At 36.6% G+C, this 18,569-nt stretch carries 13 protein-coding genes; 12 read left to right on the forward strand and 1 reads right to left on the reverse strand.

Annotation, left to right across the window (positions count from 1 at the left end):
- Positions 1-56 precede the first annotated feature (56 nt).
- The 11 genes from QLQ94_RS05615 (at position 57) to QLQ94_RS05665 (ending at position 16,206) form a co-directional block, all read left to right on the forward strand.
- Positions 57-1,604 carry an alpha-N-arabinofuranosidase gene (locus tag QLQ94_RS05615; protein ID WP_271335125.1) on the forward strand — a complete coding sequence of 516 codons (1,548 nt, stop codon included), beginning with the start codon at positions 57-59 and terminating at the stop codon, positions 1,602-1,604.
- Positions 1,605-1,615: 11 nt separating this feature from the next.
- Positions 1,616-3,238 (forward strand): arabinan endo-1,5-alpha-L-arabinosidase, encoded by a 1,623-nt coding sequence (locus tag QLQ94_RS05620; RefSeq protein WP_482499303.1) that lies wholly within the window; start codon positions 1,616-1,618, stop codon positions 3,236-3,238.
- Positions 3,239-3,495: 257 nt separating this feature from the next.
- On the forward strand, positions 3,496-4,470 hold the full coding sequence (locus QLQ94_RS05625) for a glycoside hydrolase family 43 protein (protein ID WP_271335127.1): 975 nt from the start codon (positions 3,496-3,498) through the stop codon (positions 4,468-4,470).
- A gap of 88 nt (positions 4,471-4,558) precedes the next feature.
- Entirely contained in the window at positions 4,559-5,539 is a 981-nt protein-coding gene (locus tag QLQ94_RS05630; protein ID WP_271335128.1) for an arabinan endo-1,5-alpha-L-arabinosidase, read from the forward strand.
- A gap of 12 nt (positions 5,540-5,551) precedes the next feature.
- Positions 5,552-7,534 carry a glycoside hydrolase family 127 protein gene (locus tag QLQ94_RS05635; RefSeq protein WP_482499304.1) on the forward strand — a complete coding sequence of 661 codons (1,983 nt, stop codon included), beginning with the start codon at positions 5,552-5,554 and terminating at the stop codon, positions 7,532-7,534.
- A 307-nt stretch (positions 7,535-7,841) separates the two neighbouring features.
- The gene (locus QLQ94_RS05640; RefSeq protein ID WP_271335130.1) at positions 7,842-9,827 is read left to right on the forward strand and encodes an alpha-L-arabinofuranosidase C-terminal domain-containing protein; all 1,986 of its coding nucleotides are present in this window, start codon (positions 7,842-7,844) and stop codon (positions 9,825-9,827) included.
- A 166-nt stretch (positions 9,828-9,993) separates the two neighbouring features.
- Positions 9,994-11,685, forward strand: a complete 1,692-nt coding sequence (locus QLQ94_RS05645) for a ribulokinase (protein ID WP_482499305.1) — start codon at positions 9,994-9,996, stop codon at positions 11,683-11,685.
- Positions 11,669-12,370, forward strand: coding sequence for an L-ribulose-5-phosphate 4-epimerase (locus tag QLQ94_RS05650; protein WP_482499306.1), 702 nt, complete (start codon positions 11,669-11,671; stop codon positions 12,368-12,370). Before QLQ94_RS05645 ends, QLQ94_RS05650 begins: the two co-directional genes overlap by 17 nt.
- Positions 12,371-12,637: 267 nt before the next feature.
- Positions 12,638-14,146 carry an L-arabinose isomerase gene (gene araA / locus QLQ94_RS05655; protein ID WP_482499307.1) on the forward strand — a complete coding sequence of 503 codons (1,509 nt, stop codon included), beginning with the start codon at positions 12,638-12,640 and terminating at the stop codon, positions 14,144-14,146.
- A 103-nt stretch (positions 14,147-14,249) separates the two neighbouring features.
- Entirely contained in the window at positions 14,250-15,434 is a 1,185-nt protein-coding gene (locus QLQ94_RS05660; RefSeq protein ID WP_482499308.1) for an aldose epimerase family protein, read from the forward strand.
- A gap of 310 nt (positions 15,435-15,744) precedes the next feature.
- A complete protein-coding gene (locus QLQ94_RS05665; protein WP_482499309.1) occupies positions 15,745-16,206 on the forward strand; it encodes an OsmC family protein in 462 nt (153 codons plus the stop codon).
- A gap of 81 nt (positions 16,207-16,287) precedes the next feature.
- Here the strand turns inward: QLQ94_RS05665 and QLQ94_RS05670 are convergent, their stop codons facing one another.
- Complete coding sequence (locus QLQ94_RS05670; protein ID WP_427401106.1) at positions 16,288-18,207, reverse strand: glycoside hydrolase family 97 protein; 1,920 nt, start codon at positions 18,205-18,207, stop codon at positions 16,288-16,290.
- A 158-nt stretch (positions 18,208-18,365) separates the two neighbouring features.
- On the opposite strand from QLQ94_RS05670, the gene QLQ94_RS05675 reads away from it, so the two are divergent.
- Positions 18,366-18,542, forward strand: coding sequence for a hypothetical protein (locus QLQ94_RS05675; protein ID WP_271335137.1), 177 nt, complete (start codon positions 18,366-18,368; stop codon positions 18,540-18,542).
- Positions 18,543-18,569: the final 27 nt, after the last annotated feature.

Here is an 18,569-nt window from a genome sequence, read left to right on the forward strand (position 1 = left end):
ACTATTTAGAGGAAAGTTTCATATCGCTTTCCTCTTTATAACTTATAAATAAAACTATGAAAAAAGCACTTTTAATCACATTTCTTTTTACCATTTGCAATCAGGTAAGTTTCGCTCAAAACCAAGCCACAGTGGTTACAATCAAAAATACGGCGGATGCTCCAACCATAGATAAAAATATTTACGGACATTTTGCAGAGCATTTAGGGCGTTCTATTTATGGAGGTTTCTTTGTGGGAGATACATCTAAAATTCCGAATACAAAAGGAGTTAGAAATGATATTATTAAAGCTTTGAAAGAATTGAAAATCCCAAATTTAAGATGGCCCGGAGGATGTTTTGCCGATACGTACCACTGGAAAGACGGAATTGGACCACAACCGGAAAGACCAACAATTGTAAACAAATGGTGGGGAGGAACAACAGAAGACAACAGTTTTGGAACGCACGATTTTCTGAATATGTGTGAATTGCTTGGTGCAGAACCGTATTTATCAGGAAACGTAGGCAGCGGAACCGTTCAGGAATTGGCAGATTGGGTTCAGTATACCAACTTTAGCGGAAAAAGCCCAATGAGCGATTTGCGTAAAAAAAACGGAAGAACAGAACCTTGGAAAGTGAAATTCTGGGGAATTGGAAACGAAGCCTGGGGATGCGGAGGAAATATGACTGCAGAATATTATGCTAATGAATACCGCAAATATGCCACCTTCATGTCAGATTGGGAAAACACAGGCGGAATCACCCGTATCGCATCAGGATCAAACAGTGCTGATTATAACTGGACAGAAGTTTTAATGAAAAACATTCCAATCAATATGTTAGGCGGATTAGGTGTTCATCATTATGCCGTAATCAATTGGGGTAAAAAAGGCGATGGCGTAAACTTTACAGAAGACGGCTATTTTCATACCATTCAATCGGCTTTAAAAATGGAAGAATTGGTGACCAAACATTCAGCCATTATGGACAAATATGATCCGGAGAAAAAGGTAGCCATGATCGTTGACGAATGGGGAGCTTGGTACGAAGTAGAGAAAGGAACAAATCCTGGTTTTTTGTACCAACAAAATACCATGAGAGATGCGGTTTTAGCCGGAGCAACATTGAACATTTTCAACAATCATGCTGACAGAGTTCGTATGGCAAACTTAGCGCAATGTGTCAATGTTTTGCAAGCTGTAATCCTTACAGATAAAGCAAAAATGATTACAACGCCAACGTATCATGTCATGAAATTATACAGCGTTCATCAGGATGCCAAATTATTACCAATAAGTTTTCAATCACCATTATACACTTTCAACGGAGAATCACTTCCGGCAGTTTCGGCTTCGGCATCAAAAGACAAAAGCGGAGCAGTTCATATTTCATTAGTAAATGTGGATGCAAAGAATAAAAATAAAATAGAAATTGATGTAAATGAACTTGGTGTAAAAAACTTCACAGGAATCATTTTAACATCGGCAAAATTACAAGATTACAATTCATTCGATACGCCAAACAAAATTGTACCAACAGTTTTTAAAGGTTTCGAAAACAAAAAAGGAAAACTTGAAATCACAATTCCTCCTTTCTCCGTAGTAGTTTTAGAAGGAAAATAAAAAGCTAAAAAATGAAAAAATCAAATTCCATTTTAGAAATAGTTTCATATATAGGAGGGCTCTTTTTAATTGCAGTTGCATTGACAAGTTGTTCAAGTGATGATCCTACAAAAGATCCTGATCCGGTTGTTGAGCCACCTGTTGTAGTAGTTCCGCCTGCTTTTCCCGGACCAACTTACGCAGATAATTATACCGCAATCTCAAGTTGGGGAAGTAAAGCACAATGGAATTTAGCCAACGTGCACGATCCAACAGTAGAAAAATGTGGTGAATACTATTATATGTATCAAACCGATGCTTCTTATGGAAATGCAACTGACGGACACGGTCATTTCTTTTACAGAAGATCAAAAGATTTAATCAATTGGGAATTTATGGGATCATCCATGACCGAAGCTCCGGCTTGGGTAAAAGATTCCCTAAACAATAAAAGAGCCAGAATGTCTCCTGCATTGCCCGCCATTACAAACCCTAATTATGGATATTGGGCACCTTGTGTTCGCAAAGTGGGTAATATCTACAGAATGTATTACAGCATCGTAGTAACAAACCCAATTGTGGGAACAGACACCAATACTTCCTGGACAGAACGTGCTTTTATTGGCTTAGCCGAGACAGATGATTTGGCTTCCAATAATTGGATAGACAAGGGAATGGTAGTTTGCTCAGAACCTGACGGTGTAAAAAGTTACGTTCGAAACGGAGGAAACGATTGGGATGCTTATTTTAAATTCAACGCCATCGATCCAAGTTTTATACAAACTCCTGAAGGCGATCAGTATTTAATTTACGGTTCATGGCATTCCGGAATCGCAGCCTTAAAACTGAATCCAACAACGGGAAAGCCGGATAAATTAAAAACAATTGACGATTACGGAACACGTATTGCAGGACGCGGAAATGTAAATTCAAACCGTTGGCAAGCACTCGAAGGACCCGAAATTATCTACAATCCGGAGACTCAATATTATTATTTATTTCTGGCTTATGACGAATTATCTGTTGCCTATAATACACGTGTAGCTCGTTCAAAAAGCATTTTAGGACCTTATCAAACCATTAGCGGAAGCAGCATTACATCAGGAGCAGATTGTTTCCCAATGTTGACACATCCTTATTCTTTTAAAAATCATACAGGCTGGGTAGGAATCTCACATTGTGGAATCTTCCAAAATCCTGATACCAAACAATGGTATTATGCATCACAAGCGCGTTTGCCCGAAGGAGTTCCGGGAATTGCAGTTTCGAATGCTGTAATGATGGGACACGTTCGAGGTATTCAATGGACAGAAGATGGTTGGCCGGTTGTAGAAGCAGAACGTTATGCCGGAGTTCCGGCAACAACAATTACAGAAGCTAGTTTTGTGGGAACTTGGGAACAAATAACAATGAATTATCAATACAAAGTCATTCAGAAAGCCGTTACGGTTTATTTAACTGCCGATAAAAAAGTAAGCGGAGATGTTACAGGTGCTTGGTCGTATGACAGCTCCAAAAAGATCCTAACCGTAAACGGAGTAAAATGCAATGTATCTGATGCCTGGGATTGGGAACTGGCCACCAGAAAAGTGACTTTGAGTTATTCCGGTTTAACATCAGCAGGATTACCGGTTTGGGGCAAGAAAATGAATTAAGAAAATTCCAATTTTTTAAATCCCAAATTCCAACATTCAATAATAGCCACAGATTTCAAGAAAGTAGTTTAGGGTATTAAAAGCTCCAGCGGAGCGTAATATTTATAGCGAATATAATAGGTTGTTTCTATTAGCTCCAGCGGAGCGATATATAAGTTTTTCTCAAGAATTGCAAATATGTCACCCCGACGGGACTTATTTATCATGACTTAAAAAATAAAAATCTGCGTGAAAAAATAATGTGTAAATAAATCATAATGAAAAATACAATTACAAGCCTGTCGCTTTTAGTTTTGCTTGCCTGCTTTCCAGTAGTTCAGGCACAATCTAATAAAACTCAAATCGATCCCAAAAAATTCAATAACCCGATCATCAAAGATCAATACACAGGCGATCCTGCGGCATTGGTTTACAAAGACAAAGTTTATTTATACGCTGGTCATGACGAAGCGCCAAACGATTTCAACTTCTATAAAATGAACGAATGGGTAGTCTATTCTTCATCAGATATGAAAAAATGGGAATCGCATCCGGTGCCTTTAAAAGCATCTGATTTTGCATGGGCAAAAGGTGACGCATGGGCTTCGCAAGTAATTGAAAGAAACGGAAAATTCTATTGGTATGTAACGGTTGAGCATGGTTCAGTACCCGGAAAAGCCATTGGAATTGCAGTTTCGGATAGTCCAACAGGGCCTTTTAAAGATGCTTTAGGAAAAGCCTTGATTACAAATGACATGACCAAATTTGCCAATATAAGCTGGGACGATATCGATCCAACGGTTTATATCGATACCGATGGACAAGCCTATTTGTTTTGGGGAAATACCGCGTGTCATTACGCAAAATTAAAAGACAATATGCTGGAATTAGACGGGGCAATTCAGCACATCGATCTACCTCACTTTACCGAAGCGCCTTGGATTCACAAACATAAAGACTGGTATTATTTATCATACGCTTATGAGTTTCCTGAAAAAATAGCTTATGCGATGAGTAAATCCATTAATGGTCCGTGGGAATTTAAAGGAATCTTGAATGAATTAGCAGGAAACAGCAACACTAATCATCAAGCAATTATAGATTTTAAAGGACAATCGTATTTTATTTATCACAATGGAGCGTCAATTCCAAACGGAGGAAGTTTCAGAAGATCTGTTTGTGTCGATAAATTGTATTACAATAAAGATGGAACAATGAAACGAGTAGTGATGACTTCTGAAGGAATTCAGTAAATAGTTTTCAGTCGCAGTTTCCAGTTTTCTTATATGATTTAAAAAGTTTCAAGTCAGCGCAAAATTTAAATTTACTTATATCACTTATATGGTTTATAAAAACATAAAACAGACATTTTTTATTCTAATCTTATTGATTGGTTCACTCTCATTTGCGCAGGAAATAGTAGTGCACGATCCTGTTGTCATCAAACAAAAAGACACTTACTATTTGTATTGTACCGGTAACGGAATCAGTGTTTTCAGTTCTAAAGATTTAAAAAACTGGAATCCCGAGCCACAAGTTTTCAAAGACAAACCAGTTTGGGCAGATGGCGTTGCAGCCGATTTCAAAAATCACATTTGGGCACCGGATATTTCGTTACACAACAAGGTTTATTATCTGTATTATTCCGTTTCGGCTTTCGCCAAAAATACATCGGCGATTGGCGTGGCGACCAATATAACTTTAGATCCAAAAGATAAAAATTACAAATGGGTCGATCAGGGAATTGTGATTCAATCGCAACCCAATCGTGATATGTGGAATGCCATCGATCCTAATTTAATCTTCGACGAAAACAATACACCGTGGTTATCATTCGGTTCTTTTTGGGAAGGATTGAAATTGGTAAAACTAAATCCGGATTTAAAATCAATCGCACAGCCACAAGAATGGCATACGATTGCAAAACGCAAAAGAACCTTCGAATTAGCGGATTCAGATCCGGGCGATGGCGCAATTGAAGCTCCTTTTATCTTCAGGAAAAACGGCTATTATTATCAATTTATTTCTTGGGATTTATGCTGTCGCGGAGAAAAAAGCACCTATAAAGTCGTTGTTGGAAGATCTAAAAACGTAACAGGACCTTATGTCGATAAAAATGGAAAATCACTAAACGAAGGCGGAGGAAGTATTGTAGTTCAGGGTGATGAAAATTACTTTGGCGTAGGCCATAACAGCGCTTATACATTTGATGGAAAAGATTATATTTTTTACCACGCTTACGAAAAGAAAACCAATGGAGTGCCAAGATTAATAGTTAAAGAAATGGTTTGGGACAATGATTTATGGCCCGTTTTAAAATAGAATAACAATATAATGAAAAAATATACTTTTCCAATTTTAACGATTTTTCTATCGCTTATAATTTTTGTTTCCTGTAAAGAAACGAAGAATGATGTAGTGCAATCGAGCAAAACTTCAGCATTAAAAGCGGGTTACGAAATTGAACCGGTCAACATTCAAAATGTAAAACTGACAGATTCTTTTTGGTTGCCGATTATTAAAAGAGTGCAGGAAATTACGATTGCATACGCCATTCAGAAATGTAATGAAGAAGGGAGATTCGAGAATTTTTTAATCGCAGGAAAACAAAAAACAGGAGAAGTCAGAGGGGAAATGCCTTTTGACGATACGGATGTTTACAAGATTATCGAAGGAGCATCGAATACTTTGATCAGTGCGCCAAACCCAAAACTTGAAAAAGTATTGGATTCCTTAATTGCCATTGTAAAAATTGGTCAGGAAAAAGACGGTTACCTAACAACCTGGAGAACTATAAATCCGGCAAAACCACCAGCGCCGTGGGTTCCCGTAATCGAGGGAAAACGTTGGGAATCATTACAAATCAGTCACGAATGCTATAATTCAGGACATTTGATTGAAGCTGCCGTCGTGCATTATGAAGCAACCGGAAAAAGAAATTTCCTTGACATTGCGATCAAAAATGCAGATTTATTAGTAAAAACTTTTGGCGACAAACCAGGTCAGGTAAAAGGCGTTCCAGGGCATCAGATTGTAGAAACGGGCTTGATCAAATTATACCAAATTACAGGAAAAGAAGACTATCTAAAACTGGCGAAATACTTTTTGGACAATCGCGGAAATCCAAACAATCACAAATTATATGGCGAATATGCACAAGATCATATTCCGGTCGTACAACAGAATGAAGTGGTTGGTCATGCCGTAAGAGCCGTTTATATGTATGCAGGAATGACAGATATCGCCGCCATGACAAAAGACCAGGGATATACCGATGCCGTAAATAAGTTATGGGATAATATGGTCAACAAAAAAATGTACATCACAGGCGGAATTGGTTCAAGACATGACGGAGAAGCTTTTGGAGAAAATTATGAATTGCCAAATTTAACCGCTTACAACGAAACCTGCGCTGCCATTGGAGATGTATATTGGAATCACAGATTACATAATTTAACGGGTAAATCACAATATTTTGATGTGATCGAAAGAACGATGTACAACGGATTAATCTCTGGAATTTCATTAAACGGAAAACAATTTTTCTATCCAAATGCCTTAGAATCTGATGGTGTTTTTAAATCAAACAGAGGATCTTGCACACGTCAGGCTTGGTTTGACTGTTCTTGCTGTCCAACGAATTTAATTCGATTTGTGCCATCGATTCCGGGATTGATTTATTCAAAATCAAAAAATGCATTATATGTGAATTTATACGCTTCAAACAACGCCTCTTTCACTTTAGGAAAAACCGATTTAGAGATTTCACAACAAACAGGATATCCCTGGAATGGAAAAGTAGTAATCTCGGTTAACCCGAAAAAAGAAAGCCAATTCACGATCAAATTGAGAGTTCCGGGTTGGGCAAGAAATGAAGTTTTGCCGGGCGATTTATACACTTATAAAAAAGCTTCTACTCAAAAAGTATCAATTAATCTGAACGGAGAAACATTGGCGATTCAGCCACAAGACGGTTATTTCACCATTACCAGAAATTGGAAAAAAGGTGATAAAATCAATCTTAATTTCCAAATGGAAGTTCAGGAAGTAGAAACAAACGCGAAAGTAGAATCTAATAAAAACAAAGTCTCTTTAGAATACGGACCAATCGTTTACGCCGTAGAAGAAATCGACAACAAAACCAATTTTGATAAAATAGATGTAGCCGCCAAAGATACTTTCACAGTAAAAAAAGAACCGAATTTATTGCAAGGCGTAAACGTCATCGAAAATTCAAAATTCAAAGCAATACCTTATTACAGCTGGTCGAATAGAGGTGTTGGAAAAATGAAAGTTTGGTTGGATTATAAGAATTGAGATTAAAGAGAATAGAACAAAGAAAATGGAACAAAGAGAATAGAATAAAGAGGCAAGAAGAAAGATAATACCGTAGATAATAGGATTAAAAAAGATTTAAAAAAGTTCCGGAGGAACGATTTATATTGTAGAGACGGATTTCAATCCGTCAGGCACAATCAGAATAAAGAATTAAAAAGATTAAAAAAAATCTGCTCAGATCTGCAAAAATCTGCGTGAAACAAAAATAAAAATCCGTTTTTATCCGCGTTTTCACTTTAGTGAATCAGTATAATCCGCGTGCCATTAAAACACAAACAAAATAAAAATGAAGTCCAATTTAATTACCAAAATTACCCTTTGTGGTTTATTGCTGAATGGCTTTTATGCTTCGGCACAAAAAAATAACCTTCAGGTAGACGCTGCAAAATCAGTTACCAAAATTCAGCCAACGATGTATGGAGTCTTTTTTGAAGATATCAATTTTGCTGCCGATGGAGGTTTGTATGCCGAAATGATCAAAAACAGATCATTCGAATTCGAAACGCCTATGATGGGATGGAACGAACCCAACAGCGACCGCCACAAATTAAACCTTCAATCCGGAATCGCCAATATTATTCAGTATTCGCAAAAAGGAACCAATCATAATTATTGCCGTGTTACAATCAACGATGCAAACGGTTATGAAATGATCAACGAAGGTTTCAGAGGAATGGGAATCAAGAAAGATTTGAAATATAATTTATCCTTGAAAGCTTCAAAAATTTCAGGAGATATTTCTAAGATAAAAATCCAATTCATTGATAAAAACAAAAAGGTTTTAGGAGAAACTTCAATCACGCCAACATCAAAAGAATGGACAAATTATACTGCACAATTAACCGCAACTGCAACCGAAGCAAAAGCACAAATCAGAATCACTTTTCAAGGAAGCGGAGTTATTGATTTAGATGCTATTTCGTTATTTCCGGAAGATACCTGGAAAGGCAGAAAAAACGGAATGCGTGCTGATTTAGTACAATTATTATACGATTTGAAACCAGGATTTTTACGTTTTCCGGGCGGATGTATTGTAGAAGGAAAAACACTGGCGTTGCGTTACCAATGGAAAAAATCAATTGGAAATGTAGAAGACAGAGAAACGATGATCAACCGTTGGAATACCGAGTTTGCACATAAATTGGCGCCGGATTATTTCCAGAGTTTTGGTTTAGGATTCTTCGAATATTTCCAACTTTCAGAAGATATTGGAGCTGCGCCGTTACCTATTTTAAGCTGCGGAATGGCGTGTCAATTCAACACAGGAGAATTGGTTCCAATGGATCAAATCGATCCTTATGTACAAGATGCTTTAGACTTAATTGAATTTGCAAATGGCGATCAAACTACTGCCTGGGGGAAAGTCAGAGCTGATATGGGACATCCAAAACCATTCAACTTAAAACATATCGGAGTTGGAAATGAGCAATGGGGACCTGATTATATCGAGCGTTTCAAAGTGTTTCAAAAAGCCATCAAAGCAAAATATCCAAACATCATAATCGTTTCCGGAACTGGACCTTATCCTGATGGAGATTATTTTGATTACGGTATGACCGAACTTAAAAAACTGAACGCAGAAATCGTTGATGAACATTATTATAAAGATCCGGCATGGTTTCGTAAAAATGTAACACGTTACGATAATTACGATCGTAAAGGACCAAAGATTTTTGCAGGAGAATATGCAGCGCAAAGTGTAGCAATTGCAAGTCCGGACAATAAAAATAACTGGGAATGTGCTTTCTCTGAAGCGGCTTTTATGACGGGAATGGAACGTAATGCTGAGGTAGTGCACCTGACTTCTTACGCACCACTTTTGGCTCATGTTGAAGGATGGCAATGGACACCGGACATGATTTGGTTCAACAATTTGCAATCTTATGGAACGCCCAATTATTATGTTCAGAAATTATTCTCTAACAATAAAGGAACTGATTTAATCAATATTACAAAAGACGGAAAAGCAGTTACAGGACAAAACGATTTGTTTGCATCAGCAGTAAAAGATATTGACTCTAAGGAAGTAATCCTGAAAATTGTAAATGCTTCTGCATCGGCACAAAATGCTTCAATTGATGTAAAAGGAGCCAAATTAAATTCAAAAGGAACAGCGATAACTTTAAAAGGAGACGGAATAAATGATGAAAATTCTTTTGAGTCTCCAATCAAAATTAGCCCAAAAGAAACTGAGTTTAAGGTAAACGGAAGTAAAGTGCAGTATGATTTTCCGGCATACTCAGTTACCGTTTTGAAGATAAAGATGAAATAATCGCAACATAATAAATGTAAAATCAACGTTTGTTTTCTGTTTTGATGCTAAAGCGCTGTTTTGATGCATTATTTGTAAAAATTACAACAGCTGTTTTTGTTAAGTGTTTTTTATACACTTATAAAATAATTATATTTATATTTGTCATTATTAAAAAATGAATTCAATGAAAAATTACGTTATAGGATTGGACTACGGAACAGATTCTGTTCGGGCGATGCTAATAGATACTGAAAATGGGCAAGAGCTGGCATCAAATGTTTCTCATTATAAAAGATGGAAAAACAAGCAATATTGTGACGCATCTATAAATCAATTTCGTCAACATCCATTAGATCATATTGAAGGATTAGAAATCACGATTCAAACCGTTATAAAAGAAAGTAAAGTTGATCCTTCACAAGTACGCGGAATTTGCATTGATACGACCGGATCTTCTCCAGTTCCTGTTACGAAAGACGGAATTCCGTTGGCCTTAACAAAAGATTTTGAGGAAAATCCAAATGCGATGATGGTATTGTGGAAGGATCATACATCCATAAATGAAGCAAACGAGATCAACGAATTGGCAGTAAGCTGGGGCGGAGAAAACGTAACCAAATATGTAGGCGGGATTTATTCATCAGAATGGTTTTGGGCAAAAATCTTGCACATTGCCAGAGAAGATGAAGCCGTTCGAAATGCAGCGCACACCTGGATGGAGCATTGCGATTTAATGACTTATTTATTAATTGAAGATAAAGATTTAAAAACCTTTAAAAGAAGCCGTTGCGCCGCGGGTCACAAAGCAATGTGGCACGAAGACTGGAATGGTTTGCCACCAGTAGAATTTTTAGGAAAACTGCATCCATATTTAGCAACACTTCGTGGGAATTTATATGATGAAACGTATACCTCTGATGTTGTTGCCGGAAATTTAAGCAAAGAATGGGCAGATCGTTTAGGACTTTCTTCAGAGACAGTTGTAGCCGTGGGAACTTTTGATGCACATTCAGGAGCTGTTGGAGCAAAAATTGGCGAGAATACTTTGGTTCGCGTTATGGGAACTTCAACCTGCGATATTTTGGTTGGTTCTTATGATGAAGTTGGTACAAAAACGGTTCGTGGAATCTGCGGACAAGTGGACGGATCTGTAATTCCCGGATTTATTGGTTTAGAAGCCGGACAATCTGCTTTTGGAGATTTATTGGCTTGGTACAAAGAATTATTGCTTTGGCCAACAGATCATTTATTGACTGCTTCAACAGTTTTAAATGATGCTCAAAAAGAACAATTAAGAGAAGAATTCAGCGATAAATTAATTGTAGAATTAACGAAAGAAGCGGAGAAAATTCCGGTTTCAGATTCTCTTCCAATTGCATTGGACTGGATCAACGGACGCAGAACTCCAGATGCAAACCAAGAATTAAAAAGCGCAATTTCGAATTTATCATTAGGAACAAAAGCACCACATATTTTTAAAGCTTTAGTAAATGCTATCTGTTTTGGAGCAAAGAAAATTGTAGATCGTTTTGAAGAAGAAGGTGTGAAAATTGACAGCGTTATCGGGATTGGTGGTGTTGCCAGAAAATCACCTTTTATCATGCAGACTTTGGCTAACGTTTTAAACAAGCCAATTAAAATTGCAGCTTCAGATCAGACTCCAGCTTTAGGAGCAGCGATTTATGCAGCAGTTGCAGCCGGAATTTACCCTAATGTAATTGAAGCAAGCCAAAAAATAGGAAGTGATTTTGACGGAGAATATTTTCCTCAATTAGATAAAGTAGCAGCATATCACAAATTATTGCTGGCGTACGATCAGTTAAGTGCTTTTGAAGATCCAACCATAAAAATAGCAAAACATGAGTTCTCTTTATAAAGATTTAAAACAAGAATGTTACGAAGCCAATATGCAATTAAACGCATTGAATTTGGTTGTGTATACTTTTGGGAATGTAAGTTCGGTTGATAGAAAAAATGGTGTTTTTGCTATAAAACCAAGCGGTGTTCCGTACGAAGATTTAAAACCGGAAGATATCGTAATTGTCGATTTTGATAATAATATTATCGAAGGTTCTATGCGTCCGTCTTCAGACACTAAAACGCATGCTTATTTATATAAAAACTGGCCAAATATTGGAGGCGTTGCACACACACACGCAACGTATTCAGTTGCCTGGTCGCAATCGCAACGAGATATTCCAATCTTTGGGACCACGCATGCCGATCATTTAACAGCTGATATTCCGTGTGCGCCACCGATGGCAGATTCACTTATCGAAGGAAACTACGAACACAATACAGGAATCCAGATTTTGGATTGTTTTAAAGAAAAAAATCTTTCGTACGAAGAAGTAGAAATGGTTTTAATTGGAAATCACGGTCCATTTGCCTGGGGGAAAAATGCAGCAAAAGCAGTGTACAACAGTAAAGTTTTAGAAGTCGTTGCCGAAATGGCTTATCTGACTTTACAAATAAACCCAAACGCACCAAGATTAAAAGATTCCTTAATAAAGAAACATTACAATCGTAAACACGGAAAAGATTCGTATTACGGACAGTAAGGAATTTTGTTTCAGGTTTCAGGTTTTTCTTTGTTTCAAGTTGTTGGAACGTGAAACCCGAAACGGGAAACAAAGAAAAACTTGAAATAACAATAACAAAAAGATAAATAACAAAGATTTTCGACATTTCAAAACTTGACTCGAGAGCTCTGCTCGAACAGGCGAAGCAAACTTGAAACAAAGAAAACCTGAAACAAAAAATTAACAATTCAAGATTTACAGATTCCAACAACTTGAAACTTGAAACAAAATAAACAAATAAAGACAATGATAGATATATCTCAAAAAGAAGTTTGGTTTGTAGTAGGAAGCCAGGAATTATACGGACCGGAAACATTAAAATTAGTGGCAGAACATGCTGCAATTATGGCAAAAGGTTTAGACGCTTCATCGCACATTCCGGTAAGAATTGTTTGCAAAGACACTTTAAAATCGCCTAAGCAAATTCTGGATTTATGTTTAGAAGCAAACTCTGCTAAAAACTGTATTGGTCTTGTTGCCTGGATGCATACGTTCTCTCCGGCTAAAATGTGGATTGGCGGTTTAAGTATTTTAAAGAAACCATTATGCCACTTGCATACACAATACAACGCCGAAATTCCGTGGGGAACAATCGACATGGATTTCATGAATCTGAATCAATCGGCGCATGGAGATCGTGAGTTTGGTTTTATCATGTCCAGAATGCGTAAAAAACGTAAAGTGGTTGTTGGACATTGGGAAGATCCACGTGTTTTAAATAAACTTGGTGTTTGGACAAGAGTAGCTTTGGGTTGGGATGAACTTCAAAACTTAAAAGTAGCCCGTATTGGAGACAATATGCGTGAAGTTGCCGTAACGGAAGGTGATAAAGTTGAAGCTCAGATTCGTTTCGGAATGTCTGTTAACGGTTATGATTCATCAGATGTTGCCAAACATATCGAGAAAGTTACAGAGCAACAATTAAATGATTTATTGGCAGTTTACGAATCTTCTTATTCTTTAACCGATTCATTAAAAGAAGGCGGAGCGCAAAGAAGTTCATTAGTAGAAGCAGCAAAAATAGAATTAGGTTTAAGAGCTTTCCTTGAAGAAGGAGGTTTTGGAGCCTTTACAGATACGTTTGAAAATCTTGGAGTTTGGAAACAATTGCCAGGAATTGCAACACAAAGATTAATGGCCGACGGTTATGGTTTTGGTGGCGAAGGCGACTGGAAGACAGCAGCAATGGTTCGTGCATTAAAAGTTATGAACGTTGGTCTTGAAGGAGGAACGTCTTTCATGGAAGATTACACCTATCATTTTACACCACAAAAATCGTATGTTTTAGGATCTCACATGTTAGAAATTTGCCCGTCTATTGCAGAGGCAAAACCTTCATGCGAAGTACATCCGTTAGGAATTGGCGGAAAAGAAGATCCTGCACGTTTGGTGTTTAATTCGCCTGCCGGAGCAGCAATCAATGTTTCTTTGGTAGATATGGGGAACCGTTTCCGTTTGATCGTGAATGAAGTTGAAGCAATAAAACCTTTAGCAGATTTACCAAAATTGCCGGTAGCCAGAGTTTTATGGGATTGTAAACCAAACCTTGATATCGCAGCAACAGCATGGATTTTAGCAGGAGGAGCACATCACACCGTTTACAGTCAGGCCATCACAACAGAATATATGGAAGATTTCGCGGATATCGCAGGAATCGAATTATTGGTTATTGATGAGAAAACTACCGTTAGAGACTTCAAAGATAAGATTAATGCTAATGAAGCTTATTATCATTTGTTTCAACACGGTCTTTAATTTTTTAAAGTTGCTAAGATTCTGAGTTGCTAAGGTTCTAAGTTTTTTTATTACTTTTAAATTTTTCACATTTTACTTTTTACAATATTTAAAACTATTATTTATGAATGTATTAAAACGCTGTGTTTTTGGAATTAGCTTGTTGAGTTTGGCAGCAATTTCAGTTCAATGCAAAAACGATAAAAAAATGGATGCTACAACAGTTTCTTCAGATGAAAAAGTGACAGTTACAATCGAAAAATCTGCTTACGGAACTACTGCCAAGGGAGAAAAAGTCGACAGTTATAAACTGAAAAACCAAAATGGGATGGAAGTTGACATCATCACTTTTGGAGGAAGAATTACAGATTTGAAGGTGCCTAATAAAGAAGGAGTTTCTGAAAATGTAGTAATTGGATTTAATTCTTTGGCACAATACGAGAAAGAAAATCCATTCTTTGGAGCTTTGATCGGAAGATATGGAAACAGAATTGCGAAAGGAAAGTTTACATTAGATGAAAAACAATATCAGTTAGCAATCAATAATGCACCAAATGCGTTGCATGGCGGACCGCAAGGATATTTTAATGTTGTATGGAAAGCTGAAGAAGCAAAATCCGGAGCAGAAGCTACATTAAAATTATCTTATTTAAGCAAAGATATGGAAGAAGGTTATCCGGGAAACTTACAAGTTTTTGTAACCTATACATTAACAAATGACAATCAGTTAGAAGTTCTTTACGAAGCAACAACAGATAAGAAAACGGTTGTGAATTTGACTCAGCATTCGTATTTTAATTTATCAGGAGATTTTACAAAAACAATCTTAGATCACGAATTGACTTTAAATGCTGATAAATTAGTTCCGGTTGATGCGACTCTTATTCCAACAGGAAAATTAGAAGATGTTGCCAATACGCCTTTCGATTTCAGAACTCCAAAATTAATTGGGAAAGACATCGAAGTGAAAAATGAACAATTAGAAAGAGGAAAAGGATACGACCATTGCTGGGTATTGAACAATCCTGAAAAAGGAAAAACAATCATCGCAAAAGTATACCACGCAGCAAGCGGTAGAGTTTTGGAAATGACAACAGATGAACCTGGAATTCAGTTTTACTCCGGAAATTTCCTTGACGGAACTTTACCAACTCCCAAAGGTGGAATGTACGGTCATAGAACGGGTCTTTGTTTAGAAACAGAACATTATCCGGATTCTCCAAATCAGAAAAACTTCCCAACAACGGTTTTAAACCCGGGAGAAAATTATAAAACTAAAACTACTTTTAAATTCTCAGTAAAGAAATAGTTTTAGAATTTGTTTAATAGTTCAGTAATTCTCTAAGAAACCTCGAAAGTTATGCTTTCGGGGTTTTTTATGGGATAAGTTTGCCACGAATTTTACGAATTAGCACGAATTTTTGTCATTTCGACGAAGGAGAAATCACACTAGTTGCTCGATAAAGATTGAAGGCTTTTTTGTGCGGAGTTTCGTGTGTGATTTCTCCTTCGTCGAAATGACAAGATTGTGTTTAAACTTTGCGCCTCTGCGCCTTTGCGCGATTAATTCATTTGCAATGTATAAAAATCTTAATTTAGCGAAAGCAAACAAAATGTAAATGAAACACCTATTCAAAGCAGAAGTAAAATGGACTTCCAATCAAGATGCAATAGATTCAGCAAAGAGATTTTACAGTAAAAGTCATCAAATTAAAATCGAAGGAAAACCAATTTTAAATGTTTCAGCAGCAAAAGCATTCAAAGGTGATCCGGAATTATACAATCCCGAAGATTTGTTGTTGAGCGGTTTGGTTTCGTGTCACATGATGTCCTATTTATATGTCTGCTCTCAGAACGGAATAGAAGTTCTCGAATACTCAGACCATGCCGAAGCAACATTAGAAGTTTCTCCTGACGGAAGCGGGCGTTTTATAGAAGTTCGATTAAATCCGAAAGTTAAGATTTCAAATCATGATAAAGTTGAGTTAGCAATAGAACTTCATAAAAAGGCAAATCAATTATGCTTTATTGCTAATTCGTGCAATTTTCCTGTTTCGCACAATGCAAATTGTGAAATATAAATTAAATTCCAAAACAAAAAAAATCCAAATTCCAATAGATAGCTAACATCATTGGAATTTGGAATTTTAAAATATTGGAATTTATATCTTAACCACAAACCCACCAGTAGGTTTCATTTTTACGGTCAGTTTTTGATTTTTAGAAATAGATTCTTGTTTAAAACCTTTTTCATCTTCCAGAATAATAAATCCTTTTTGATTCTTTACAAAAGACAAATCAAGTTCAATTTCCTTTGGAGAATTTTCTCCATTAATTCCCACAATATGCCAGGTGTTTCCGCTTCTTCTCGCCATTACAATATATTTCCCCGGAAAACCTGCAATGAATTTTGAGTCGTCCCAATTCGTTGGAATATCTTTTAAATAATCAACAACATAAGCAGGCATTTTGGCCATTCCTTTTGGGATTTCAGCAATATGCTGAATACCCGATAAGAACAAAACCGGCAAAGCCAATTCAAAAGCTGGAGTTGTTTTTCGATTGATATTCGGAATCTTATCTAATGCCATTGGAGTGAAATCCATTGGATCAAAAACATTTCTGGCAAAGGGCAACATGGTACAATGACTGGGCTCTAAATCGGCAATTTTTTGGTCGAATGTAATATATTCATATCCTTTCACAGCTTCTGTAGTCAGTAAATTTGGATACGTACGTTGCCATCCGCGCGGTAAAGTTGCACCATGAAGATTAATCATCAATTTATAATCGGCAGCATCTTTTAGCATATCATGATAATACGCAATCATCGATTGTCCGTCGCCGCCAAAGAAGTCAACCTTAATTCCCGCAATACCTAAATCGTTCATTCTTTTAAACTCAAAAGCCCTAGCTTCATGCGTCAATAATTTATTCTTTGGATGATATTCGGTACTATTCCATGAACCCGATGAATTGTACCAAACCAATAATTTTACATTTTTAGTTTTTCCAAAAGCCACTAATTCCTTCATTTTTTCGTCACCGATTCTCGTATCCCAATCCGCATCAATGAGGCAATACGGCCAGTTCATTTTCGATGCATATTCAATAAACTGATGCGTGGTTTCATAGTTTACAGAATCGTCTTTTAATAACACCCAGCTCCATGACGAAAGTCCGCTTTTGATAAAAGAAGTATCCATTTTTATAGCAGGATCAGCTAAGTCAGTTCCTAAAGTGCTTTCTGTAATTGTGTTTAATGAACCAATTGTAATAATGCGCCAAGGAGTAATCCAGGGCAATTGAGATTCCGGATTCAAAGCGCCATTTGGGAAAATTTCTTCCTTTTGAGGAAAAGTCACCTGCATTGCTTTTGCACTTTCGTTATAAACCAATCGTGTTCCGCAATATTTATTGTGTAAGCCAGTTTCGGTAATCAAAACCCAATTGTTATTCGTTTCAAAGAGAGCCGGATAAACCCAGCCTTCGCCAAATGCAGGTTTTGTGTTCAAAGGCACGCCCATTGCATAATGTTCTTCGTAAGCAGGATTCGTTTCTTTCCAGCCTGTTTTAGCTTTCGACATGGGTTGCAACCAGGCTTTCGCCGAAGTATCAAAATTATAAGTTGTTTTTTCTTCAACGATTCTTTTCAATTCTTTTGAAGTTGAAGGAAAGTTGTATCGAAGTGCAACGCCATCTTTTGAAAGTTTGAAAATAATTTCCATTGATTCACCTTTAGTATTTTGAAGGCTTACTATATATTGATTTGCTGAATAAGAAATATCTTTTCGTTTTCCCTGAAGCATCGAGTAGTGGTCAGTTACTTTTTTAGCGTCAGAGATTTTAATCACCTTTAAATCAGAATAGAAATTAGCGTCTTCGCGGATAATTCCCAATTCAGAAGCATTTAGGACGGGTTTTCCATTATAAGAAATGGAATAGGTTGGAGTATTTTTCGCATTCATATCGAAGTCTACTTTTATAGTCTTCTCAGAATTTGTGAAAAATGAATTTGGTTTTTTTTGAGCAAAGGAATTGGTAAATATTCCAAAAATGGTTAGTAATAATAGTTTTTTCATAGTTAAGTGTTTGTTTTACACTTACAAACATAGCGAAATTATTTTAATATAAAATGCTTGATTCGAATAATTTAGTGGGTTTTGGAATAGAAGGGAATATTGTCTTATTGTAGTATTTGATCTGTGATGGAAAGCGAATTATTGTGAAAAAGATGATTGTGAAAAAAGTTAATAAAAAAGGTTGTGAAGACAGTTTTAAAAAATGTGAGATTAGTGAAGTTGTAAAAAAAGCCATTGATGAAGCTTTAGAAGATGTTGCAAATGGAAGAGTTCATACTCATGAAGATGTTATGGAAGAAACTAAAAAAAAGTTTCGTCATTTATTTAATAGATAGGATTGAATTGTAAAATTTATTCGTTGA

The sequence above is a fragment of the Flavobacterium sp. B114r genome (assembly GCF_056824125.1).

Bases quoted from the DNA above. Each gene is read 5' to 3' on its own strand.
- araA (WP_482499307.1), top strand. From the start codon at position 12,638: ATGATAGATATATCTCAAAAAGAAGTTTGGTTTGTAGTAGGAAGCCAG.
- QLQ94_RS05670 (WP_427401106.1), bottom strand. From the start codon at position 18,207: ATGAAAAAACTATTATTACTAACCATTTTTGGAATATTTACCAATTCC.
- QLQ94_RS05635 (WP_482499304.1), top strand. From the start codon at position 5,552: ATGAAAAAATATACTTTTCCAATTTTAACGATTTTTCTATCGCTTATA.
- QLQ94_RS05615 (WP_271335125.1), top strand. From the start codon at position 57: ATGAAAAAAGCACTTTTAATCACATTTCTTTTTACCATTTGCAATCAG.
- QLQ94_RS05665 (WP_482499309.1), top strand. From the start codon at position 15,745: ATGAAACACCTATTCAAAGCAGAAGTAAAATGGACTTCCAATCAAGAT.
- QLQ94_RS05630 (WP_271335128.1), top strand. From the start codon at position 4,559: ATGGTTTATAAAAACATAAAACAGACATTTTTTATTCTAATCTTATTG.
- QLQ94_RS05650 (WP_482499306.1), top strand. From the start codon at position 11,669: ATGAGTTCTCTTTATAAAGATTTAAAACAAGAATGTTACGAAGCCAAT.
- QLQ94_RS05620 (WP_482499303.1), top strand. From the start codon at position 1,616: ATGAAAAAATCAAATTCCATTTTAGAAATAGTTTCATATATAGGAGGG.
- QLQ94_RS05640 (WP_271335130.1), top strand. From the start codon at position 7,842: ATGAAGTCCAATTTAATTACCAAAATTACCCTTTGTGGTTTATTGCTG.
- QLQ94_RS05625 (WP_271335127.1), top strand. From the start codon at position 3,496: ATGAAAAATACAATTACAAGCCTGTCGCTTTTAGTTTTGCTTGCCTGC.
- QLQ94_RS05645 (WP_482499305.1), top strand. From the start codon at position 9,994: ATGAAAAATTACGTTATAGGATTGGACTACGGAACAGATTCTGTTCGG.
- QLQ94_RS05660 (WP_482499308.1), top strand. From the start codon at position 14,250: ATGAATGTATTAAAACGCTGTGTTTTTGGAATTAGCTTGTTGAGTTTG.